19 protein-coding genes are annotated in these 20,292 nt (G+C 46.5%); 17 read left to right on the top strand and 2 right to left on the bottom strand.

All coding sequences use genetic code 11. The features are described from left to right. The first annotated feature begins 2 nt into the window (after window positions 1–2). The 15 genes from mrdA (at window position 3) to FHQ30_RS06340 (ending at window position 16,312) form a co-directional block, all read left to right on the top strand. A complete protein-coding gene (gene mrdA, locus FHQ30_RS06410; protein ID WP_139611170.1) occupies window positions 3–1,901 on the top strand; it encodes a penicillin-binding protein 2 in 1,899 nt (632 codons plus the stop codon). Then, window positions 1,894–3,009: a rod shape-determining protein RodA gene (gene rodA / locus FHQ30_RS06405; protein ID WP_139611171.1), complete on the top strand. Its 1,116-nt coding sequence runs from the start codon at window positions 1,894–1,896 to the stop codon at window positions 3,007–3,009. The genes mrdA and rodA overlap by 8 nt, the downstream gene beginning before the upstream one ends. Before the next feature lie 32 nt (window positions 3,010–3,041). Next, window positions 3,042–3,980, top strand: coding sequence for a septal ring lytic transglycosylase RlpA family protein (locus tag FHQ30_RS06400; RefSeq protein WP_139611172.1), 939 nt, complete (start codon window positions 3,042–3,044; stop codon window positions 3,978–3,980). 41 nt (window positions 3,981–4,021) lie between these two features. After that, complete coding sequence (locus tag FHQ30_RS06395) at window positions 4,022–5,206, top strand: D-alanyl-D-alanine carboxypeptidase family protein (RefSeq protein WP_139611173.1); 1,185 nt, start codon at window positions 4,022–4,024, stop codon at window positions 5,204–5,206. Window positions 5,207–5,306: 100 nt separating this feature from the next. Continuing rightward, window positions 5,307–5,573 (top strand): DUF493 family protein YbeD, encoded by a 267-nt coding sequence (ybeD, locus tag FHQ30_RS06390; protein ID WP_132967614.1) that lies wholly within the window; start codon window positions 5,307–5,309, stop codon window positions 5,571–5,573. A 45-nt stretch (window positions 5,574–5,618) separates the two neighbouring features. Beyond that, complete coding sequence (gene lipB / locus FHQ30_RS06385) at window positions 5,619–6,344, top strand: lipoyl(octanoyl) transferase LipB (protein ID WP_139611174.1); 726 nt, start codon at window positions 5,619–5,621, stop codon at window positions 6,342–6,344. A 39-nt stretch (window positions 6,345–6,383) separates the two neighbouring features. After that, window positions 6,384–7,346, top strand: a complete 963-nt coding sequence (gene lipA, locus FHQ30_RS06380; RefSeq protein ID WP_139611175.1) for a lipoyl synthase — start codon at window positions 6,384–6,386, stop codon at window positions 7,344–7,346. Window positions 7,347–7,666: 320 nt separating this feature from the next. Further along, window positions 7,667–9,118 (top strand): ammonia-forming nitrite reductase cytochrome c552 subunit, encoded by a 1,452-nt coding sequence (gene nrfA / locus FHQ30_RS06375; RefSeq protein WP_442805666.1) that lies wholly within the window; start codon window positions 7,667–7,669, stop codon window positions 9,116–9,118. A 95-nt stretch (window positions 9,119–9,213) separates the two neighbouring features. Beyond that, complete coding sequence (gene nrfB / locus FHQ30_RS06370; RefSeq protein ID WP_139611177.1) at window positions 9,214–9,831, top strand: cytochrome c nitrite reductase pentaheme subunit; 618 nt, start codon at window positions 9,214–9,216, stop codon at window positions 9,829–9,831. Further along, on the top strand, window positions 9,828–10,505 hold the full coding sequence (gene nrfC / locus FHQ30_RS06365) for a cytochrome c nitrite reductase Fe-S protein (RefSeq protein WP_139611178.1): 678 nt from the start codon (window positions 9,828–9,830) through the stop codon (window positions 10,503–10,505). The genes nrfB and nrfC overlap by 4 nt, the downstream gene beginning before the upstream one ends. Next, window positions 10,502–11,464: a cytochrome c nitrite reductase subunit NrfD gene (gene nrfD / locus FHQ30_RS06360; RefSeq protein ID WP_139611179.1), complete on the top strand. Its 963-nt coding sequence runs from the start codon at window positions 10,502–10,504 to the stop codon at window positions 11,462–11,464. Before nrfC ends, nrfD begins: the two co-directional genes overlap by 4 nt. Window positions 11,465–11,528: 64 nt before the next feature. Beyond that, window positions 11,529–13,415 carry a heme lyase CcmF/NrfE family subunit gene (locus FHQ30_RS06355; RefSeq protein ID WP_139611180.1) on the top strand — a complete coding sequence of 629 codons (1,887 nt, stop codon included), beginning with the start codon at window positions 11,529–11,531 and terminating at the stop codon, window positions 13,413–13,415. After that, entirely contained in the window at window positions 13,415–13,999 is a 585-nt protein-coding gene (locus tag FHQ30_RS06350; protein WP_139611181.1) for a DsbE family thiol:disulfide interchange protein, read from the top strand. Before FHQ30_RS06355 ends, FHQ30_RS06350 begins: the two co-directional genes overlap by 1 nt. Before the next feature lies 1 nt (window position 14,000). Continuing rightward, window positions 14,001–15,056, top strand: a complete 1,056-nt coding sequence (gene nrfF / locus FHQ30_RS06345; protein ID WP_139611182.1) for a heme lyase NrfEFG subunit NrfF — start codon at window positions 14,001–14,003, stop codon at window positions 15,054–15,056. Window positions 15,057–15,100: 44 nt separating this feature from the next. After that, window positions 15,101–16,312, top strand: coding sequence for a BaiN/RdsA family NAD(P)/FAD-dependent oxidoreductase (locus FHQ30_RS06340; protein ID WP_139611183.1), 1,212 nt, complete (start codon window positions 15,101–15,103; stop codon window positions 16,310–16,312). A 76-nt stretch (window positions 16,313–16,388) separates the two neighbouring features. Here FHQ30_RS06340 and FHQ30_RS06335 read toward each other — a convergent pair whose 3' ends face one another. Next, window positions 16,389–18,158 (bottom strand): DUF3413 domain-containing protein, encoded by a 1,770-nt coding sequence (locus tag FHQ30_RS06335; RefSeq protein ID WP_139611184.1) that lies wholly within the window; start codon window positions 18,156–18,158, stop codon window positions 16,389–16,391. A gap of 34 nt (window positions 18,159–18,192) precedes the next feature. After that, window positions 18,193–18,414: a DUF1414 domain-containing protein gene (locus tag FHQ30_RS06330; protein WP_139611185.1), complete on the bottom strand. Its 222-nt coding sequence runs from the start codon at window positions 18,412–18,414 to the stop codon at window positions 18,193–18,195. 147 nt (window positions 18,415–18,561) lie between these two features. On the opposite strand from FHQ30_RS06330, the gene yejK reads away from it, so the two are divergent. Both yejK and bamE read left to right on the top strand, forming a co-directional pair. After that, window positions 18,562–19,626, top strand: coding sequence for a nucleoid-associated protein YejK (gene yejK, locus FHQ30_RS06325; RefSeq protein ID WP_139611186.1), 1,065 nt, complete (start codon window positions 18,562–18,564; stop codon window positions 19,624–19,626). Window positions 19,627–19,702: 76 nt separating this feature from the next. Next, the gene (gene bamE / locus FHQ30_RS06320; RefSeq protein WP_132967601.1) at window positions 19,703–20,122 is read left to right on the top strand and encodes an outer membrane protein assembly factor BamE; all 420 of its coding nucleotides are present in this window, start codon (window positions 19,703–19,705) and stop codon (window positions 20,120–20,122) included. The last annotated feature ends 170 nt before the right edge of the window (window positions 20,123–20,292 follow it).

Here is a 20,292-nt window from a genome sequence, read left to right as displayed (position 1 = left end):
GCATGGCAAGAGAAATTATTCGAGATAATAAAGCAGAACAAAACCTGTTTTTACGCCGGGTGCTGGTGGCGTTTATCGGCGTTTTAGGGCTGCTTTCGTTGTTATTGCTGAATGTTTATCATCTGCAAATCAGAGACTATGAAAATTACCAAACCCGTTCCAACGGTAATCGGATCAAATTATTGCCGGTGGCGCCAACCAGAGGCTTGATCTACGATCGTAATAATAAAGTGTTGGCAGAGAATTTGACCTTTTTCGGGCTATATATCGTGCCGGAAAAAACCGAGAATTTACAACAGACCTACGATGCACTGCGGCAAGTGGTCGGTTTGACCGATGAAGATATTGAAGCCTTTGCCAAAGAGCGGCGCAGAAATTCGCGCTATACACCGATTTTATTAAAATCCGATCTGACCGAGGAGCAAATCGCGCGTTTTTCAGTTGATCAGCACAATTTTCCTAGTTTGGAAATTCGTCCGTATTTTAAACGACACTATCCTTATGGTGAAGATTTGACCCATATTTTGGGCTATGTAGCAAAAATTAATGATAAAGATATTGAGCGTTTGCGAGACGAAGATGCGCTGGCAAATTATGCCGGAACCAATGATATCGGGAAGCTGGGAATTGAGCGTTACTACGAAACCCAGCTGCACGGCGAGGTCGGTTTTGAAGAGGTAGAAGTCAATAACCGCGGCAAAGTGATCCGCACATTGCGCCAGCAACCGGCCGTATCCGGTAAAAGTATCAAATTGACGATTGATTTGGATCTGCAACGCTACATTCGTCAACAATTGGAAGGGCGACGTGGTGCTGTAGTGGTGTTGGATCCGCGTGACAACAGCGTGCTGGCGATGGTGTCGAGTCCGAGTTATGACAATAATTTGTTTGTCGGTGGCATCTCTTCTACCGATTATAACGGCTTACTAAACGATCCTGATCGTCCGTTGTACAGTCGCACCACACAAGGCGCATTTCCGCCGGCTTCCACGGTTAAGCCATTTATCGCAGTAGCGGCGCTACAAGACGGTATCATCACCACCAACAGTACGATTTTTGATCCGGGTTATTGGATTTTACCGGGAACAGAACGACGTTATCGCGATTGGCTAAAGAGCGGTCACGGGCGTCTGAATTTGAATAAAGCGATTATGGAATCGGCCGATACCTATTTTTATCAATTGATTTACGATATGGGGATCAATCGTTTTTCTGAGTGGATGAAGCGGTTTGGTTTTGGTATGCCGACCGGGATTGATATTCGTGAAGAGACCAGTGGCGTGATGCCGACCCGTGAGTGGAAGCAGCAACGGTATAAAAAACCGTGGGTAATCGGTGATACGATTCCGGTCGGTATCGGCCAAGGTTATTGGACCTCAACACCGTTGCAGTTGACCAAAGCGCTAAGCGTTTTGATTAACAACGGCAAAGTGATGACACCGCACTTTATGCAGGAAGTGATCGGCAATGAGATTGAACCGTACCGCGATCCGAAGCTGTATGACGATATCGACGGGGTTCCTCAAGCCTATTGGAATGCGGCGAAAACCGGTATGTACAGTGTGTTATACGGCAGCAGCGGCACAGCCAGAAAAGTGTTCACTAATATGCCTTATCTGGCGGCGGGTAAATCGGGAACCGCACAGGTGTTTGGGTTGAAAGAGAATCAAAAATATGATGCTTCCAGTCTGGCTTCGCATCTGCATGACCACGCGTGGTTTATCGCTTATGCGCCTTATAACAACCCGACGATTGCGTTGTCGATCTTTTTGGAAAATGCCGGCGGTGGTTCCAGTCAGGCGGCGCCATTGGCGCGTGCGATTATGGACCATTATTTATTGGATATGGGATATTTGAAGCAAAGTGCGGTGGCAACCGAAAGCGGGCAAAACAATGAGTGACGAAAAGAATTTTTTTAGTGCGCTTTGGCAGCGCTTTCATTTAGATTTTTTGCTGTTTGTCGGACTATTGGCGATCAGCGGTTATGGTTTGATGGTGCTGTATAGCGCTTCTGGCGGCAGCGAAGTGATGTTCCGTAGCCGGATTATCCAAATTGCATTAGGATTCGGTGTAATGTTGGTAATGGCGCAGTTGCCGTTGCGTTTTTACGAAAAAATTGCCCCTTATCTGTATGTGGTGGCTGTGGTGATGTTGTTGTTGGTTGATCTGATTGGTATTACCAGCAAAGGCGCACAGCGTTGGTTGGATTTAGGATTATTTCGGTTCCAGCCTTCAGAGATCGTGAAACTGTCAGTGCCGTTGATGGTGGCAGTGTATTTAGGACGGAGAAAACTACCGCCGACCCTCACGGATACCTTGATTGCGCTGGTGTTGGTGTTTGTGCCGACCATATTGGTTGCGATTCAGCCCGATTTAGGAACATCGATTTTAGTTAGCGCCTCCGGCATATTTGTTGTATTCTTAGCCGGTATGAGCTGGCGCTTGATCGCCGCCGCTGTTGTCGGATTGGCAGGATTTATACCGGTGATGTGGTATTTCCTGATGTATGACTACCAACGGACACGGGTAATGACGTTGTTGGACCCTGAATCGGATCCACTAGGGGCGGGCTATCATATTATTCAGTCTAAGATCGCCATCGGCTCCGGCGGGCTGTTTGGCAAAGGCTGGATGCAAGGGACACAGTCTCAATTGGAATTTTTGCCGGAACCGCATACGGATTTTATTTTTGCGGTGTTAAGTGAGGAACACGGTATGGTCGGCGTCTTAGTCTTGCTGACCATTTATATGTTTATTATTATTCGGGGATTGATCATCGCTGCCAAAGCGCAAACGGCGTCGGGCAGAATTTTAGCAGGTGCAATCACCTTAATCTTTTTTGTATATATTTTCGTTAATATCGGAATGGTAAGTGGAATTTTACCGGTGGTCGGTGTTCCTTTACCGCTAGTGAGTTATGGCGGAACTTCGTTTGTGACCTTGATGGCAGGCTTTGGTCTGATGATGTCGATTTATAGTCACAAACGCAGCCTGACGCATTTTAGATAAATACAATCTTAACGTCAAAATAGGAAATTTTTATGACATTTTTAAAATCAACCATCTATGGCTGTTTAATGATGTTTGCAATCGCCATCAATGTACAAGCTGCGACATCGACACAGAACTTGTTTGGTGTAAGCGGGCCCAAAAAATTAACGGCGACTGCGCAAACTGCGCAGAGCCAAACTTATAAAGTGAAAGGAAAAACCTATCAAACCCTGAACCGTGATACGTCAAAAGAGTATTCAATGACCGGTACGGCAAGTTTTTATGCCAGTAAATTTCATGGACGTAAAACCTCTAACGGGGAAATTTATAACGAAAATTTGATGACGGCAGCACATAAACGTTTGCCGATTCCTTCTTATGTATTGGTGACCAATGTTAAAAACGGTCGTCAAGTCGTGGTACGCATCAATGATCGCGGACCGTTTGTCGGTGATCGTAAAATCGACTTATCCAAAGCAGCTGCTCGAGAGTTAGGCATGTTGGCTAAAGGCACGGCACAGGTGAAAATGGAAGTGGTGCATGTGGATAAAAACGGCAAAATTAGCGGACCGGGTGGGGAAAAACTGACTGAGCTGGCAAAAAATAAAAATTTGCCATTGCCGCAAGCAAATCAACCAATGTCGATACAGTTGGCAGACAATAAGCCCGTCAATGCGAAATCTCAATCCCAAGACCGCACTTCAAGCGCTGCGGTAGTCGCCAGCAATGGCAATAAAGTGCGGTTGAGTAATGAAACGAAATTAGAGTATGAACTACAAAGCGTGAATCTTGATAGTAATGCAGAAGCCAAAGCCTTGATCGCTCAGCTGTCGATGAAAAATGTCAACAGTGAAATTATTCAAGATGGTAGCCGTTTTAAGGTTAAATTTGGACCCATTGCTTCACGTGAAAGTGTTAATCAGTTAAAAACTGAGTTGGTGCAGAACGGGCAGCACGATAATATTTTGTACTCTTATAACGCTAAATAATGATTTTAACCACTGTTTGTCAAGAAAGGATTTTGTTTGCTATGTTTTATAGAAGTAAAGTAAAAACGACGTTGTTAGCAACGGGGCTGCTGTTTGCCACTTCAGGTTTTGCTGCCGATGAGGCGGTTCAGTTCAATATTGCCCCGCCACAATTAAACGCACAAACGTTTATTTTGATGGATTATCACACCGGTGCGGTGTTGGCTGCGAAAGATCCGGATCAACGCCAAGCACCGGCTAGTTTGACTAAAATTATGACCAGTTATGTGGTCGGCGATGCGATCAAGCAAGGTAAAATCCGCAATGACGACATGGTTACCGTAAGTGAGAATGCTTGGGGGCGCAATTTCCCAGGTTCCTCGAAAATGTTCTTGAATGTGAATCAACAGGTTAGTGTCAGCGATTTAAATCACGGTATTATCATTGCTTCCGGCAATGATGCCTGTGTTGCTATTGCTGAGCACCTGGCTGGCACCGAAAAGAATTTTATTGATATGATGAACCAATATGTGCAGAAATTTGGGTTAAAAAACACTTATTTTGCGACAGTGCACGGCTTGGATACGGAGAATCAGTACTCTTCTTCGCGCGATATGGCCATTATGGCATCGCATATGATCCGCGATTTACCGGAAGAGTATGCGATCCATTCCCAAAAAGAGTTTACCTTTAACAAAATTAAACAGCAGAACCGCAATGGTTTATTGTGGGATAAAACGTTGACCGTGGACGGTGTTAAAACCGGGCATACTGATCAAGCCGGTTATAACTTGGTTGCTTCTGCGGTGGACGGTGACACCCGTTTTATCACGGTGGTAATGGGCGTACCGACAATCAAAGGGCGTGAAGTTGAAACCAAAAAACTGTTGCAATGGGGCTTTAATAACTTTGAAACCTTAAAACCGCTGAACGCCGGTACGGTGGTCTCCGAACAGACGATCTACTATGGTAAAGAGAATAAAGTCAAATTGGGTACTATTGAAAATGGCTATATTACTATTCCAAAAGGCAAACAGGCAGAGTTGAAAGCCCGTTATGAACTGAGTAAAAAATATTTGGAAGCACCGCTGCAAAAAGGCGATGTGGTCGGACAAGTGATTTATCAATTGGACGGCAAAGATGTGGCGACCATTAATTTGCAAGTGTTGGAACCGGTGGAAGAAGCGGGTTTCTTCGGCAAAATTATCGACTGGATTATTCTGACAGTCAAAAGCCTGTTTAGTTAAGGCTTGAAAATTGGTATGGCAAGTCCTATTTATTAGCAATCATAAAATCCCTGCCAGTCAGGGATTTTTAATTAACAAACAAACAGATTAAGGACATAAAATGGAAAAAACCAAATTACATGAACTACTTGAATTCCCATGCGATTTCCCCTATAAAGTGATGGGCTTGGCGCAGCCGGATTTACAGGATAAAGTGTTGCAAGTGGTGCAGAAACACATTCCGGGTGATTACGCTCCGACCATCAAACCCAGCAGCAAAGGCAATTATCATTCGGTATCGATTACCGTGAGAGCCGATAATATCGAACAGATTGAAACCCTATATAAAGAGTTGGCAGAGATCGACATTGTCAGAATGGTGTTGTAACAGCAAAACTCAAAGTGCGGTTTGAATCCAATGAAGAAGCCATCTATGCCATTTTCACAACAACAAATAATAGCGCAATCAACAGAACAGCCGATAGCAAATCGTCTCATTGTACGTCAACTGGGCGTTCAGCCTTACGAAACGGTGTGGCAGCAGATGCAGCAGTTTACCGATAACCGTGATGACCGCACTTTAGATGAAATCTGGCTGGTGCAACATCTGCCCGTGTTTACTCAAGGGCAGGCAGGTAAAGCGGAGCATCTGTTGCAGCACTCTACGATTCCGGTGGTACAATCCGATCGCGGTGGACAAATTACTTATCATGCGCCGGGGCAGCAGGTGATGTATGTGCTATTGGATATCAAACGTAAAAAAACACAAGGCAATAACGTGGCGCATAGCAGCGACTTCAATGTACGCCATTTAGTCTCTGCGTTGGAAGATTGTGTGGTGGCGACGTTAGCGGATTATGGTATTCAGGCGTATCCAAAAGCAGACGCACCGGGCGTTTATGTTGATGGGCGTAAAATTTGTTCACTTGGTTTACGCATTCGCCGTGGTTGCTCGTTTCATGGTTTGGCGTTAAATATCAATATGGATCTAACGCCGTTTAATTATATTAATCCGTGCGGTTATGCTGGTCTGGAAATGTGCCAGTTGAGCGAATTAATCGGTGATCAGACTTTACTTTGTGAGCAGGTTGCCCCACAATTACTGCAACATTTTATTAACCTAATGGGTTATCAACAGATCCAATACGTTGAAAATTAATCGAGCCTTAATCCGAATCAAAACAAATCGAGAGCTATAATGGGTAAACCTTTCAAAATGGAACGTGGCGTGAAATATCGCGACGCCGCCAAAACCTCAATTATTCCGGTCACCAATATCAATCCTGATCAGGAACTGTTGCCGAAACCGGCATGGATGAAGATCAAACTGCCGGCAAGTTCCGCAAAAATCGACAGTATTAAAAACGGCATGCGCCGCCATGGTTTGCACTCGGTGTGTGAAGAAGCCAGTTGCCCGAATTTGCATGAATGTTTTAATCACGGTACGGCAACCTTTATGATTCTGGGGGCAATTTGTACCCGCCGTTGCCCATTCTGCGATGTGGCACACGGTAAACCGTTGCCGCCCGATCCGGATGAGCCGAAAAAACTGGCGGAAACCATTCAAGACATGAAATTGCGCTATGTGGTGATCACATCTGTCGATCGTGATGATTTGCCGGATCGTGGCGCAGGGCATTTTGCCGATTGTGTGCGCGAAATTCGCAAACTCAATCCGAATATTAAAATTGAAATTTTAGTGCCGGATTTTCGTGGCAGAATCGAACAAGCGTTGGATAAATTAAAAGACAATCCGCCGGATGTGTTTAACCACAATTTGGAGAATGTGCCACGTTTATATCGTGAGATTCGTCCCGGCGCTGATTATCAATGGTCACTAAAACTGCTGCACGATTTCAAACAGATGTTCCCACACATTCCGACCAAATCCGGTTTAATGGTGGGCTTGGGCGAAACCAATGAGGAAATTTTGGAAGTGATGCAAGATTTACGCAGCAACGGCGTCACCATGCTGACCTTAGGGCAATATCTACAACCAAGCCGTCATCATTTGCCGGTGGCACGTTATGTACCGCCAAGTGAGTTTGACATGATGCGTGAAAAAGCCGATGCGATGGGCTTTGAACACGCCGCTTGTGGACCGTTTGTGCGTTCTTCCTACCATGCCGATTTACAGGCACAAGGCATGGAAGTCAAATAACCTCTGCCTGCGACTGCTTGTGATAGTTGCTTGATCGTACTCATAATAATATGACCGCACTTGTTGTTTTTTAAAGCAAAAGTGCGGTTTTTTTATACTTTCAGAATACTACTTTAGAGGTATTTTGAGTGAGAAATTTGATCAAAAACAACTATTCAAGATATATCTATGCAAAAACTAAGGGCATTTGCTAATTTAGCCTTGAAAAAGCTGAACCTGATTGTGCAATGCTATTCTTTATCAACAACATGGCTTTTAGTATAAATGTGCATTGCTTTTTAAATCTACCTTGTGGGAACGTCTCTACGGAGGAAATTATCGTGAATATCGCAAAACAAAAACTGACCTCGTTATTCAGTCTGGTCGCTCTAATCGGCGCTGGTTGGCTGTCAGCGCAAAACGCACTGGCAGAGGAACAAAAAACAGAAGCCGATGCAAAAGTTGTTATCCAATCGAATAACCAAAAATTTGCAGAAAAATACCCGTTGCAATTTAATACTTGGTCGGCAACGTCTGAATCTGATGAGTTAGCCTCGGCAATCGGTGAAGATCCGCGCATGATTGTATTATGGGGCGGCTATTTGTTTTCACACGATTATAACAAACCACGCGGGCACTTTTATGCTATTAAAGATGTGCGTGAAATTTTGCGTACCGGTGCACCAACAGGACCTAATGACGGTCCACAGCCGATGGCGTGCTGGACCTGTAAAGGTCCTGATGTACCACGTTTAATTGCAGAGTGGGGTGAGGACGGTTATTTCAGCGGGAAATGGGCAAAAGGCGGACCGGAAGTGGTGAATGCCATCGGTTGTGCCGACTGCCACGACACCACCTCCGCTGATTTTGCCGAAGGCAAACCGGCATTGCGTATCGCGCGTCCACACGTGTTGCGTGCTTTGGATAAAATCGATAAAAACTTCGCTTCCTCGGATAAAACCGATCAAAGAGCCGCCATTTGTGCCAACTGTCACGTAGAGTACTATTTCGCCGGTGATACCAAAGCAGTAACTTTCCCTTGGGATAAAGGGGTATCGGTTGATCAAATCGAAGCATATTATGACGAAATTGACTTTAAAGACTGGACTCACTCGCTGTCTAAAGCACCAATGTTGAAAGCGCAACACCCGGACTTTGAAATCTGGTCTGCGGGTATGCACGGTAAAAACGGGGTAACCTGTATCGACTGCCACATGCCGAAAACACAAACCGCTGACGGCAAAGTCTTTACCGACCACAAAATCGGCAATCCGTTTGATGCGTTTGAAAACACCTGTGCCAACTGCCATGATCAAAGCAAAGAGAAGTTGCAAGACATCGTAGCTTCACGCAAACATGAAGTGAAAGGTGTGATGATTCGCTTGGAAGATCAACTGGTGAAAGCGCACTTTGAAGCCAAAGCCGCTTGGGATGCCGGTGCAACCGAAGATGAAATGAAAGCGGCATTGCAAGATATTCGTCATGCACAATGGCGCTGGGACTATGCGGCAGCCAGCCACGGCGGTTATATGCATGCGCCGGATGTCATGTTGCGGGTGTTGGGTACAGGTCTGGATAAAGCGGGTGATGCACGGGTCAAACTGGCGCGGGTGTTGAGCGCGCATAATGTCAGCCAACCAATTGCGATTCCTGATATCTCTACCAAAGAAAAAGCACAGGCGGTGATGGGCATCGATTATGAAAAAGAGAAGAAAGCAAAAGATGAATTCTTGAAAACCCTTGTACCTCAATGGGATAAAGAAGCCAAAGAAAAAGGCTTACTGGGTGAATAATAGCTGATTAAACCGCACTTTGCGTATTACTGAGATCAACAAAGGCAAAGTGCGGTATCAAACAGACTAACTAGCGAATATTGAGGGAAAAGACGATGAGGGAAAATCTTCTGTTAAAGGCTGTCAAATTGATAGCTGTATTAGGCGCAGGTTTGCTGACGACCACCGTTTCGTCTGCAAACGCCAATACCCAAGGCGCCAAAGTGGGTAATGAACTGACGTACCAACCAGAGTTGGAGAATCAGCGCGATCCGAATAAATATTGCGCACAATGCCATAAATTTAATGACGAGCAATTTCATGGCATTCATTTGACCAAAAAAAATCCGGCAACCGACAAGCCGATCAACTGTGTCAGTTGCCACGGCAATGTTTCGGAAGATCACCGCCGCGGTGTGAAAGATGTGATGCGTTTTCATGGCGATATCTTTGATGGCAAAACACCGATGTACAGTGTGCAGGAGCAAAATCAAGTCTGTTTCTCTTGTCACCAACCGGAAAAATTGCGCGAAAGCTTATGGGCGCATGATGTGCATGCGATGAAACTGCCGTGTGCCAGCTGCCATACTTTGCACCCGAAAGCGGATGCAATGCAGGGCATTGCACACAAAGATCAAGTGAAATTGTGCGTCGACTGTCATGGTAAACAACAAGAGTTGTTGGAATCCAAAACCAACCCGCAACCTGTGATTCAGGATAAGGATAAAAAATGAGTTGCTCACGCCGAAACTTTGTTTCCGGCATGGGGGCTGGAGCTCTTATCCTGATGACCGGAAAACCCGCACAAAGTCTGGCTCAGACTTTGACGATTAATGAAGTGCGGTATGGCATGCTGCACGACGAAAAGCTGTGTATCGGTTGTACTGCCTGCATGGATGCCTGTCGTGAAGTGAATAACGTACCGGAAGGGGTATCACGTCTGGAAATCATTCGGGGAGAACCGCAAGGGGAATTTCCTGACGTAACCTATGAGTTTTATCGCCATTCTTGCCAACATTGCAGCAATGCGCCTTGTGTGCATGTTTGCCCGACCGGCGCCTCATTTATTGATGAGGCAACCGGGATTGTCGATGTGCATCCGGATCTGTGTGTCGGCTGTCAATACTGCATCGCGGTTTGTCCGTATCGGGTGCGTTTTATCCACCCGAAAACCAAAGCTGCGGATAAGTGCAATTTCTGCCGTGATACCAATTTGGCAAAAGGTCGCTTGCCTGCCTGTGTTGAGGCTTGTCCGACCAAAGCATTGACCTTTGGTAATCTGGATGATCCGAATAGCGAAATTTCACGCCAAATCCGTGAAAAACAGGTGTATCAAACTAAAGTTGAGTTGGGTACCAAACCGAACTTGTACCATGTTCCGGCTAAAGCAGGGGAGATCAGACGATGAGTAGTCCATTCCACTTCCCATCATTAGTATGGGACGAAATCATTGCGATTTATCTCTTCCTGTTGGGGATTTCTGCCGGGGCAACCTTGTTGGCGGTGCTGCTAAAACGCAGTTCAATTTTGGCGAGCAGCGATGCTAGTCGTAATAACGTCATTCGCAGTGCAGCAATCATTGCGCCGGTTAGTTTGATTGTCGGCTTGACCATTTTGATTTTCCACCTTACCAAACCATGGACATTCTGGATGTTGATGTTTAATTATCAACCGCAATCCGTGATGTCAATGGGGGTCATGCTGTTCCAAGTGTATATGTTGTTCTTATTCCTGTGGTTGGCGATTGTGTTTAAACAGCTACTTGCCGAATGGATTGACCGCTATATTCCGGCATTGGGCTTTGTGAAGAAAATCATTACCCTTGCCGAAAAAGCCACTAACCCGATTGAGTTGATTCTGATTCTATTATCGGTCTTGCTCGGCGCTTACACCGGCTTCCTATTATCAGCGTTGGTCAGTTACCCGATGTTGAATAACCCGGTATTGCCAATTCTATTTTTGGCTTCAGGCACTTCGTCAGGGATTGCGGCATTGTTACTGGCTGCCGTCTGGTGCTGTCGTGAATCGACCCATTCCGCTTCGGTTTCGTTTTTGCATAAGTTTGAAACCCCGGTGGTATTGATCGAGCTGTTTTTATTGTTCGCCTTCTTCGTCGGCTTGTATTTCGGCGGCGGACAAAAAACCGTGTCGATGGTGACGGCAATCGGTGGTGGTTTCTGGTCTTGGGTTTTCTGGATCGGTGTGGTGTTGATTGGGCTGTTGCTACCGCTGGTGCTAAACGCCGTCAGCAGCGCAGGGCTGAAACACCGCAAAGGCTTTATTATCTTCACCGCACTTTGCACTCTGTTCGGGGTATTCTGCCTACGTTTCTTTATCCTTTACACCGGACAAATGACGTTGGCGTGATAAGTTGTTAGAATGACGAGATTATTTTGAGTAATCTCGTCATTTTTATTTGAGTGAAACAAAAATGCTACCAGAATTCGGCTATTTCGCATTAATTTGCAGTTTCATGACCGCACTTGTGTTGTTGCTGATCCCGTTTTTGCCGCAGCGATTGCGCTGGGTGTCGGCTACGCCACTGCTGTCTGTATGGCTGTTTTTATCTGCGCTGGCGGCGATTACGATTTTAGCTTATTGTTTCGTCCAAGATGATTTTTCGGTGTTGTATGTGGCTTCGCATTCCAATACCGAGTTACCGCGACTGTTTAAAATTGCGGCGACTTGGGGTGGACATGAAGGCTCGATGTTGTTCTGGTTGGTGACGCTCTCATTGTGGACAATGCTGTTTGCGCTGTTTAACCGCTCAGCCGATCGCCTGTTCACGGCACGAGTCGTGGCGGTGCTTGCCTTGATTTATACCGCACTTTGCCTCTATACCTTGATTTTATCCGATCCGTTTGAGCGCCTATTTCCCACACCGTTTCAAGGGCGTGATCTCAACCCGATGTTGCAGGATATTGCGCTAGTGTTTCACCCGCCGTTGCTGTATCTGGGCTATGTCGGCTTTGCGCTGAATTTTGCCCTGTCGATTGTGACCTTACTGTGTAAAACCGATCAGCAAACGTTTGCCGCCTACAGCCGCCGTTGGGCGCTGCTGAGTTGGGGCTGGTTGACCTGTGGTATTTTACTCGGTGCCTGGTGGGCGTACTACGAACTGGGCTGGGGCGGTTGGTGGTTCTGGGATCCGGTCGAAAATGCGTCGTTGATGCCGTGGTTGCTCGGTTTGGGATTAATCCACAGCTTAATCGCTACGCAACGACACGGTTTATATCCCTATTGGAGCTTATTGCTGTCGCTGCTGGCGTTTTCCGCTTCATTGCTCGGCACGTTTATTGTGCGTTCAGGCGTAATCACCTCAGTCCATGCTTTTTCTATCGATCCGTCACGGGGTTATGCGCTGTTGGCGATGTTTTTTCTGTTTAGCGGCATGGGCTTGGGGATTTTTGCCCTGAAGGCTAAAATCGGCGAAGTGCGGTCTGCGACGGGCTGGTTTTCACAGCCGACCGCACTATTACTACTCAATATTCTCACTGCCATTGCTGCATTTAGCGTCCTGCTCGGCACCTTCTATCCGTTGCTGTTCAGCACTTTCGGTTTTGGCTCAATTTCGGTCGGTGCACCCTATTTTAATACTATTTTTACCCCGTTAGTGCTGTGCTGTTTGTTGGTGATGCTGCTGTGGTTAAATGGGCGTGCGCGACATTGGCAACGCTATCTGCTGAATATGCTGCCGGCGTTAGTTTGTACTTACTTTGTGATCGACTGGAATATTCGGCTCGATCCGCTCAAAGGCTGGCAAGGCTTGGCGTTCACGTTTGTACTGCTCGGGTTTTGGTTGCTATTCAGCCTGTTGCATTCGGCTTGGTCGGCTTATCGGCAACAACGGCTAAAAACCGCATTGCCGATGTTGTTTGGTCATGCTGGCTTGGGATTGGTGGTGATTGCGGCGATGATGAGCGGTTACTACGCCTCCGATCTCGGTGTCAAACTGGCAGCCGGGGAGCAAGCACGATTGCACGGTTATCAATTTGATTTTAAAGGCAATGAATATCGTCTCGCCTCGAATTATACCACCGATACCGCCCACTTGAACGTCACTCATAACGGCACGCAGTTTGCCCTCTATCCGGAAAAGCGCTTTTACGATATTCGCAACAGCATGATGAGCGAAGTGGCGATTCAAAACGGTGTATTCGGTGATCTGTATGTGGTGCTGGGCGATAAATCGGCGGAACAGCGTTACTCCTTTGGCTTCCACTATAAGCCGCTGATTCAGTGGCTTTGGCTTGGCGGCTTACTGATGGCATTGGGCGCATTTTTGTCGATTGTGTTGTCAAAGCGGAGGGTATTGTGATGAAAAAACGCCTTGCGCTGTTTTTACCCTTGCTCGCCCTGCTTGCATTGGGTTTGGTGCTGCTACTCGGTTTACAACGCGATCCGTCGCAGCTAGCATTGGCACAACAAGGCAAACCCCTGCCGGAGTTTCAGTTGCCGGATCTGCTGCAACCGACACAACGGATCGACAACCGCACTTTACCGAAACAGCTGTTTTTGTTGAATGTGTGGGGCAGTTGGTGCCCGAGCTGTATTGTTGAGCATCCGTTTTTAATGCAGCTGAAACAGCAGGGCTACCTGATTTACGGCTTGAATTATCGCGATAATCCGCAGTCGGCACGGCAAATGTTAGTCACCAAAGGCAATCCGTTTGTGCAGGTGTTGAACGATCACGACGGCAAGCTGGCATTGGCTTTAGGGGTTTACGGTGCGCCGGAAACCTATCTGATTGACGGCGACGGGATTATCCGTTTTCGCTATGCCGGTGAGTTGGATCAAGCCGTGTGGCAACAGCAGTTTATGCCGTTGCTGAAAGATCTTTCAACGTCAGTTGCTACAACTTCAGTTTCTACAACGTCAGTTTCTACAATAAAGGAGCAATAAAATGGGGCATAAATGGAAATTATGCAGTTTGTTGCTGTTTGTGTTGATGATCAGTGGCATTGGTTATGCCGAAATTGTCGATACCTATCAATTCCAATCGCCGGAAACCCGCATCAGAGCGGTTAATCTGGCAAAATCGTTACGTTGTCCACAATGTCAAAACCAAAATTTGGTTGAATCCAATTCACCGATTGCCTACGATTTACGACTGGAAGTATATCAATTGGCGGACGCTGGCGTGAGCGATCAGCAGATTATCGAACAGATGACGACACGTTTTGGTGATTTTGTGCGTTACGATCCGCCGTTTAAAACCAGCACTTGGCTGCTATGGAGCACACCTTTCGTGTTGTTGCTGTTGGCCGGTGTATTACTATGGCGTAAAAGCAAAAGCCAAGTGCAACCTGAGTCTGAGCCGCTAATTGAACAACAAAGTGCGGTTAGCGCAGAATTTGCGCTAGCGGCAGTTAAGCCAACCGGCTTTAATGTTGCCTTCAGTGGCGGATTGATTGCCGTCATCGGGCTCAGTGCGGTGTTAGTCTACGGCTTGAGCGGTCGTTATACCGCTTGGCAGCAAGGCAGCAGCCTTAAAGCGGAAGTGGTGCAAAGCGGTAGCGAACAGCGGCAACAGTATCGGCAGGAGCTGCAAAATGCGTTGCGTGCCGATTATAACAACGGCGAAAATTGGTTTCAGTTGGGGTTGAATTACCTGCAAGCAGAAGAGTACGCCAATGCGCTGGAGTCTTTTAACCGCGCTGAATATCTGCTCGGCGCAAACAGCGAGTTGCTCGCCGCCGCTGCGACCGCACTTTACTATCAAGCTGACAAAAAATTAAGCGATAAAGCGAAGTCGTTACTTGATTTATCACTGCAACAAGATCCCAAGCAACTGCGTGCGTTGTCATTACTGGCGGCTGATGCGTTCGGGCGTGGCGATTATGCCCAAGCTAGCCGTTACTGGCAGCAGATTTTAGACAGCAATCATCCAGATTTGGATCGGCGCAACCTGATCCAAAATCTGCAAGCGGCGGAAATGTTAGGCGGAATACAGCGTTAAATTGCGCTATAATCGCCTTTTCAATTCAGGTAGCAGGCAAAACAATGCAACAACAAGAGTATGACGTGGTGATTATCGGCGCTGGTGCGGCAGGTTTATTCTGTGCCGCCCGTTTGGGGCAGGCCGGTAAGTCGGTGTTAGTGCTGGATAACGGCAAGAAAATCGGACGCAAAATTTTAATGGCGGGCGGCGGTTTCTGCAATTTTACTAATCTGGATGTGACCCCACAGCACTACCTCAGCCAAAATCCACATTTTGTCAAATCCGCGCTTGCCCGCTATACGCAATGGGATTTTATCTCGTTGGTTAGCGAACATGGTATCGCCTACCATGAAAAAGAGTTGGGGCAGCTGTTCTGTGACCACAGCTCGCAGCAGATTGTCGATTTATTGCTAAAAGAGTGTCAAAAGGGGCAGGTTGAAATTCAATTACGCCAACAAGTCGATGCAGTTGAACGCTTGGAAAATGCCGATGGCAGCAAAGTGCGGTTTCGGCTGCAAAGCAACGGCAACGAATTACTGTGTCATCATCTGGTGATTGCGACTGGCGGGCTTTCAATGCCGGCGTTGGGCGCAACGGCATTCGGTTATAAGCTGGCAGAGCAGTTTGGTTTGAACGTGGTTGCGCCTCGAGCTTCGTTAGTTCCGTTCACCTGGCGCGAACAGGATAAAGTCTATACGCAATTAGCCGGTGTTTCGCTGGCGGTCAATGTGGCGGCACAGTCCGGGAAACAATTTCATAATCAAATGCTATTCACCCATCGTGGTTTGTCCGGCCCGGCAATGTTGCAGATTTCTAATTATTGGCAACCGAATCAAACATTGACGATCGATTTATTGCCCGAGCAACAGATTGGCGATTATCTACAGCAATTGCGCCAAACTTCGCCAAAAATGCAGCTAAAAACCGCACTTGGGCGCATTTTGCCGAAACGTTTGGTGGAATTATGGCTTGAACTGAAATTGTTCGACGATCAAGCTATCGCACAACTCTCCAAGCTGCGCTTACAACAGCTGGAACAGCTTATTCACTGCTGGCAGTTTGACCCCAATGGCACCGAAGGCTACCGCACTGCCGAAGTGACCATGGGCGGTGTCGACACTGCGGCGATCTCCTCAAAAACCATGCAGGCGCATGATATTCAAGGCTTATATTTTATCGGTGAAGTGCTGGATGTCACCGGTTGGCTCGGCGGCTACAACTTCCAATGGGCGTGGAGTTCAGCCTATGTGTGTGCCGAAGCGATTGCGGCGTAATCATGGCGGGTAGTATAAGGAGAGTCTAAAGTGCGGTTGACCGCACTTTTTCAGTGGCAGGTATTGCTATAATGCTTTAATCCAAGAAATTGCGATCGCGGTTAAACATCTGCAAGAACAGCGCCAGCGGTGGTTTTTCAGAATTCACCTGTTGATATTGGGCGTCATATTCTCGGTATTCGCCTTGAGAATCAATCTGGTACTGCGTGCCGTCATCGGCAACCACCACGTTCCAACGCTGGTTGGCAACAAACACCCAATCATCATTCGTTGAATTCAGCAGATTATGTCCTTGGCTATAATCCCGTTGTGGATTTTGCACTTGGAACAGCTGCTGCATCAGGGTCGGCACAATATCCATTTGTGACGAAATGTGCTCGATCTGCTGTGGCACTTGGTTCGGCAAGGCAATTAGCAGCGGTACTTGGATCCGATCCCGTCCGAAATAGTTGTTATCGCGATTATTCTGCGGCTGATAGGAGTAGCCCTGATCAGCGGTGATCACCACCACCGTTTTGGCCAATTCGTCCGGCGAGAGTTCTGCCATAATCTGGCGCAGCTGGCGATCAATTTCTTGCAGCTGCAAGCGGTAATACTGCTGTTGTGCTTCGGGATCTTGTTTGGTAAAAGCCGCCATGGCACCGAGCAGATCATATTGCAGATAACTGAACCAAGTTTGTTGGTTTTGCTGCCGGTGCCAAGCCAGCCATTGTTGGGTACTTTGTTGATTTAAGCCATTGAAATTCAGCGCTTGTTGTTGGAATAAGGCACGATTATACAACGGCGATTTGAACGGCGCGGTGACAAACAGCCCGAATTGGTAATCCAACTGCTGCATGCGCTCAATCCAGACCGACTGTTCACGCTGATTCAGCAAACTGTCGAAATAGTTGGCATTCAAGCCGTAAAACAGACTGACTAGTGCCATATTCGGATTGTTGCCGCCGCTGTAATTGTTTTTGAAATCAAGTGAGTTTGCGGCAAAGGCTGCAAGTGACGGCATATCGGCTGGCGTGATCGCATCATGGCGCAAACCGGAAATATTGATTAATAAAATATTCGGTGTTTTCTTATCTGCCGGATTGTCGGCATAGCGCAGCGGCTGTTTCGGATAATCCAGATAAGGGGCATCCGCCCGGCCACTGTTGGCGATTCGGTCAAGATAGGTATCGCGGTTCAGCAGTTGGTTTTTTTCCAAAAAGGTTCGGGCGGTCATCGGATACGAAAGCGGTAGGTTGGCTTTTTGCACCGTAATCGGACGATAGAAATAGGCGTCTGCCCAAGCGTACAGCAAGTGCGAGGCGATAAAGCAGAACATCAGTCCGTAAGCCGCTTTGCGAATCCATTTTTTCCGTTCCAGGCTGCGTAACTTATCCCACGACCAGCGTGAAAACAGCATCACAATCAAGAAAATCAGCGGCATCGGCACAAAAAAACGCTCCCAATTACGGGCAAGATCACCGTTATCGGGGTTGATCAGAATATCCCATACCAGAAAAGATAAATGTAGGTGGAAGCGGTTAAAGATTTCGGTGTCCAACAACAGCAGGGTTAAGCCGAGGGTGGACAGCACCACGCCGACCGCACGCAAGCTATAAGGGTTTTTGATCAAAAAGCTGAGCGGAAATAGAATCAGCAAATACAGCGCAAACACGATAAAGCTGAAATGACCGAGGATATTCAGAAAAAAGTAGATTTTGCCGATCAGCGTATTCGGCCAGTCAGCAATAAACGCATAGCGCGAGCCGATCAAAATCGCACAGACAATATTGAAGAAAGCAAACCAGTGTCCCCACGCAATTTTTTGCGAGGTGGCTTCCCAATATTGTCTTGGAATCTTCAGCATATTCTTTTGCCTGTTTTGCGAACCGAAAGTGCGGTTATTCGCGTGGTTTTAAGGAATTTTTTAAGGCGTCACAGAATGCCGCTGCCAACGCGTGCTGCTGATTGCGCCCGACGCTGGATTGCAATAGATTGGTCACGGTGTTGCCCAATGCCATCAACGACAGATCGACCGACGCCTGATGTTTTTCCAGCACCGCCGCCAAATCGCTAAGCAGGACTTGCATTTGGTGATCGCTGTATTTTGATTGGGTTGCCATAAATTGAGTCCTCTTAAGATAGCATGCGCTGATTATTCGGTGATCTGGCAGAATGTTAGCATATTTTTTACGTTACCGCTAAAAAAGCCGTTGCCGATTGGGTATAATGGCGCTTGTTTTGCAAAAGAAAATTAAATGGATCAATAAATGAGTATAGAAGTTAAACAGATCATTCTCCATCAGCTTTATTTAAGCGAAAATATAGCAGAAAAAGCGGCTGAAGATGCGGCTAAAAAAATGGAAAATCAGGCGGAAAACCACACTTTAACCACCCGCTTGCGTTCGCAATTGCTGCCGGTGAATGATGAGATCGAGCAGATGATGTTGCAACTGCATCAGAATTACCAAAGCAAAGCCTTAGCGTACGGCGTGTTTAAAGGTGAGTCGCAATTTGCCCGTCAATTAAATCGATTGATGGAAAATGAGCTGGATTTTATTACATTCAGTCAACAAAGTGCGCAGAGCCTGGCGACGGAATTGGCAAAATATGTATTTGCCGACAGCGGCACTTTTATCCTGTGCCAATATACTTTTTTGGCGACTGATTACCTGTTCCTTGCACTGCTCGATAGCCGTCACAGCATGTTGGTGGACGAAGAGCTGGATATTCGGCACACATCCTATTTGAATATTCAGCAATATGACATTGCCGCCCGTTTGAATTTGACCGAATTGAAGCTGTCAGCCGCCTCCAACCGCTATTTAAGTTTTATCAAAGGGCGGGTTGGACGTAAAATCTCCGATTTCTTTATGGATTTTCTGGGGGCAGACGGCGGTTTTGATCCAAAACAGCAGAATTTAACTTTGTTGCAAGCGGTGGACGATTTTTGTCAACAAGGCGAATTGAGCGGTAAACAAATCCAAGAAGTGAAAAAACAGGCGTTTGATTATTGCAAAGGGCAATTAAAAGTCGGTGAGGAGGTTGTGCTAGAGGAACTTTCTGATACTTTACCGAGTCTAAACCAGCAGAATTTCAGCCAATTCAGCCAACAACAGCAATATGAACTGGCGGACAGCTTTCCGCCGCTTTCCGGTGCGTTAAAATCGCTGACCAAATATTCCGGCTCCGGCAAAGGGGTGACCTTGAGTTTTGATGCCGCATTATTAAATGAGCGAATCGTATGGGATGAACAAAGCGACAGCTTAACGATTAAAGGTTTGCCGGCGAATCTGCGTGATCAATTGCAGCGCTTTGCCAAATCGGACGCTTGATGTTAAATCAGTTGGCATTTTTGCCAAGTTTAGGTATTATCCGTAACAAAATCCAGAATAATAAGGTAGAAAAAAGATGAGATTGAAATCAGTTTTAGCGATTCTTTTAATCAGTATCAGTGCAACCTCCTGTTCGTTATACAACAAACTGGTTTATCGCATTGACGTACCGCAAGGCAACTATCTGCAAGCCGAGCAAGTGGCACAGTTGCAAAATGGCATGACTCCGGAACAGGTACAATATCTGCTGGGTACGCCGATGCTGACCGACCCATACAGCAGCTACACATGGTACTATGTTTACCTGCAACAAAAAGGCTACGAAGATCCGGAGCAATACACCTTAACGGTTAACTTTAACCAAAAAGGCACTGTCAGCGATTTCAACCTCGACAGACCACTGCCACAACAACAAGACGCAGACATCAAACCGCTTGAGTTGGAAAATAATAAAAGCTGGTGGCAATCAATGAAAGATTTTTTTAGTTTTTCATAATAAAGTCTGGAATTGATAAATACATTGAGCCGTTGTATTGATTACAGCGGCTTTTTTATCACTAAAATATAAACTGTTTTATACAAGATATCGATTTTATGATTGCATTAGCTAGAGTTATATTGATTGGGATTTTTATATTATTTAGCAGCATTGTAATATCATTGTTA

Origin of the sequence: Testudinibacter sp. 'clade 2' (genome assembly GCF_006227735.1) — a bacterium.
Lineage (GTDB): Bacteria > Pseudomonadota > Gammaproteobacteria > Enterobacterales > Pasteurellaceae > Chelonobacter.
This window is presented reverse-complemented; position numbering and strand designations above follow the sequence as displayed.

What these genes read in the sequence shown, in the direction of transcription:
- mrdA (WP_139611170.1), top strand. Translation starts at nt 3, where the DNA reads ATGGCAAGAGAAATTATTCGAGATAATAAAGCAGAACAAAACCTGTTT.
- rodA (WP_139611171.1), top strand. Translation starts at nt 1,894, where the DNA reads ATGAGTGACGAAAAGAATTTTTTTAGTGCGCTTTGGCAGCGCTTTCAT.
- FHQ30_RS06400 (WP_139611172.1), top strand. Translation starts at nt 3,042, where the DNA reads ATGACATTTTTAAAATCAACCATCTATGGCTGTTTAATGATGTTTGCA.
- FHQ30_RS06395 (WP_139611173.1), top strand. Translation starts at nt 4,022, where the DNA reads ATGTTTTATAGAAGTAAAGTAAAAACGACGTTGTTAGCAACGGGGCTG.
- ybeD (WP_132967614.1), top strand. Translation starts at nt 5,307, where the DNA reads ATGGAAAAAACCAAATTACATGAACTACTTGAATTCCCATGCGATTTC.
- lipB (WP_139611174.1), top strand. Translation starts at nt 5,619, where the DNA reads ATGCCATTTTCACAACAACAAATAATAGCGCAATCAACAGAACAGCCG.
- lipA (WP_139611175.1), top strand. Translation starts at nt 6,384, where the DNA reads ATGGGTAAACCTTTCAAAATGGAACGTGGCGTGAAATATCGCGACGCC.
- nrfB (WP_139611177.1), top strand. Translation starts at nt 9,214, where the DNA reads ATGAGGGAAAATCTTCTGTTAAAGGCTGTCAAATTGATAGCTGTATTA.
- nrfC (WP_139611178.1), top strand. Translation starts at nt 9,828, where the DNA reads ATGAGTTGCTCACGCCGAAACTTTGTTTCCGGCATGGGGGCTGGAGCT.
- nrfD (WP_139611179.1), top strand. Translation starts at nt 10,502, where the DNA reads ATGAGTAGTCCATTCCACTTCCCATCATTAGTATGGGACGAAATCATT.
- FHQ30_RS06355 (WP_139611180.1), top strand. Translation starts at nt 11,529, where the DNA reads ATGCTACCAGAATTCGGCTATTTCGCATTAATTTGCAGTTTCATGACC.
- FHQ30_RS06350 (WP_139611181.1), top strand. Translation starts at nt 13,415, where the DNA reads ATGAAAAAACGCCTTGCGCTGTTTTTACCCTTGCTCGCCCTGCTTGCA.
- nrfF (WP_139611182.1), top strand. Translation starts at nt 14,001, where the DNA reads ATGGGGCATAAATGGAAATTATGCAGTTTGTTGCTGTTTGTGTTGATG.
- FHQ30_RS06340 (WP_139611183.1), top strand. Translation starts at nt 15,101, where the DNA reads ATGCAACAACAAGAGTATGACGTGGTGATTATCGGCGCTGGTGCGGCA.
- FHQ30_RS06335 (WP_139611184.1), bottom strand. Translation starts at nt 18,158, where the DNA reads ATGCTGAAGATTCCAAGACAATATTGGGAAGCCACCTCGCAAAAAATT.
- FHQ30_RS06330 (WP_139611185.1), bottom strand. Translation starts at nt 18,414, where the DNA reads ATGGCAACCCAATCAAAATACAGCGATCACCAAATGCAAGTCCTGCTT.
- yejK (WP_139611186.1), top strand. Translation starts at nt 18,562, where the DNA reads ATGAGTATAGAAGTTAAACAGATCATTCTCCATCAGCTTTATTTAAGC.
- bamE (WP_132967601.1), top strand. Translation starts at nt 19,703, where the DNA reads ATGAGATTGAAATCAGTTTTAGCGATTCTTTTAATCAGTATCAGTGCA.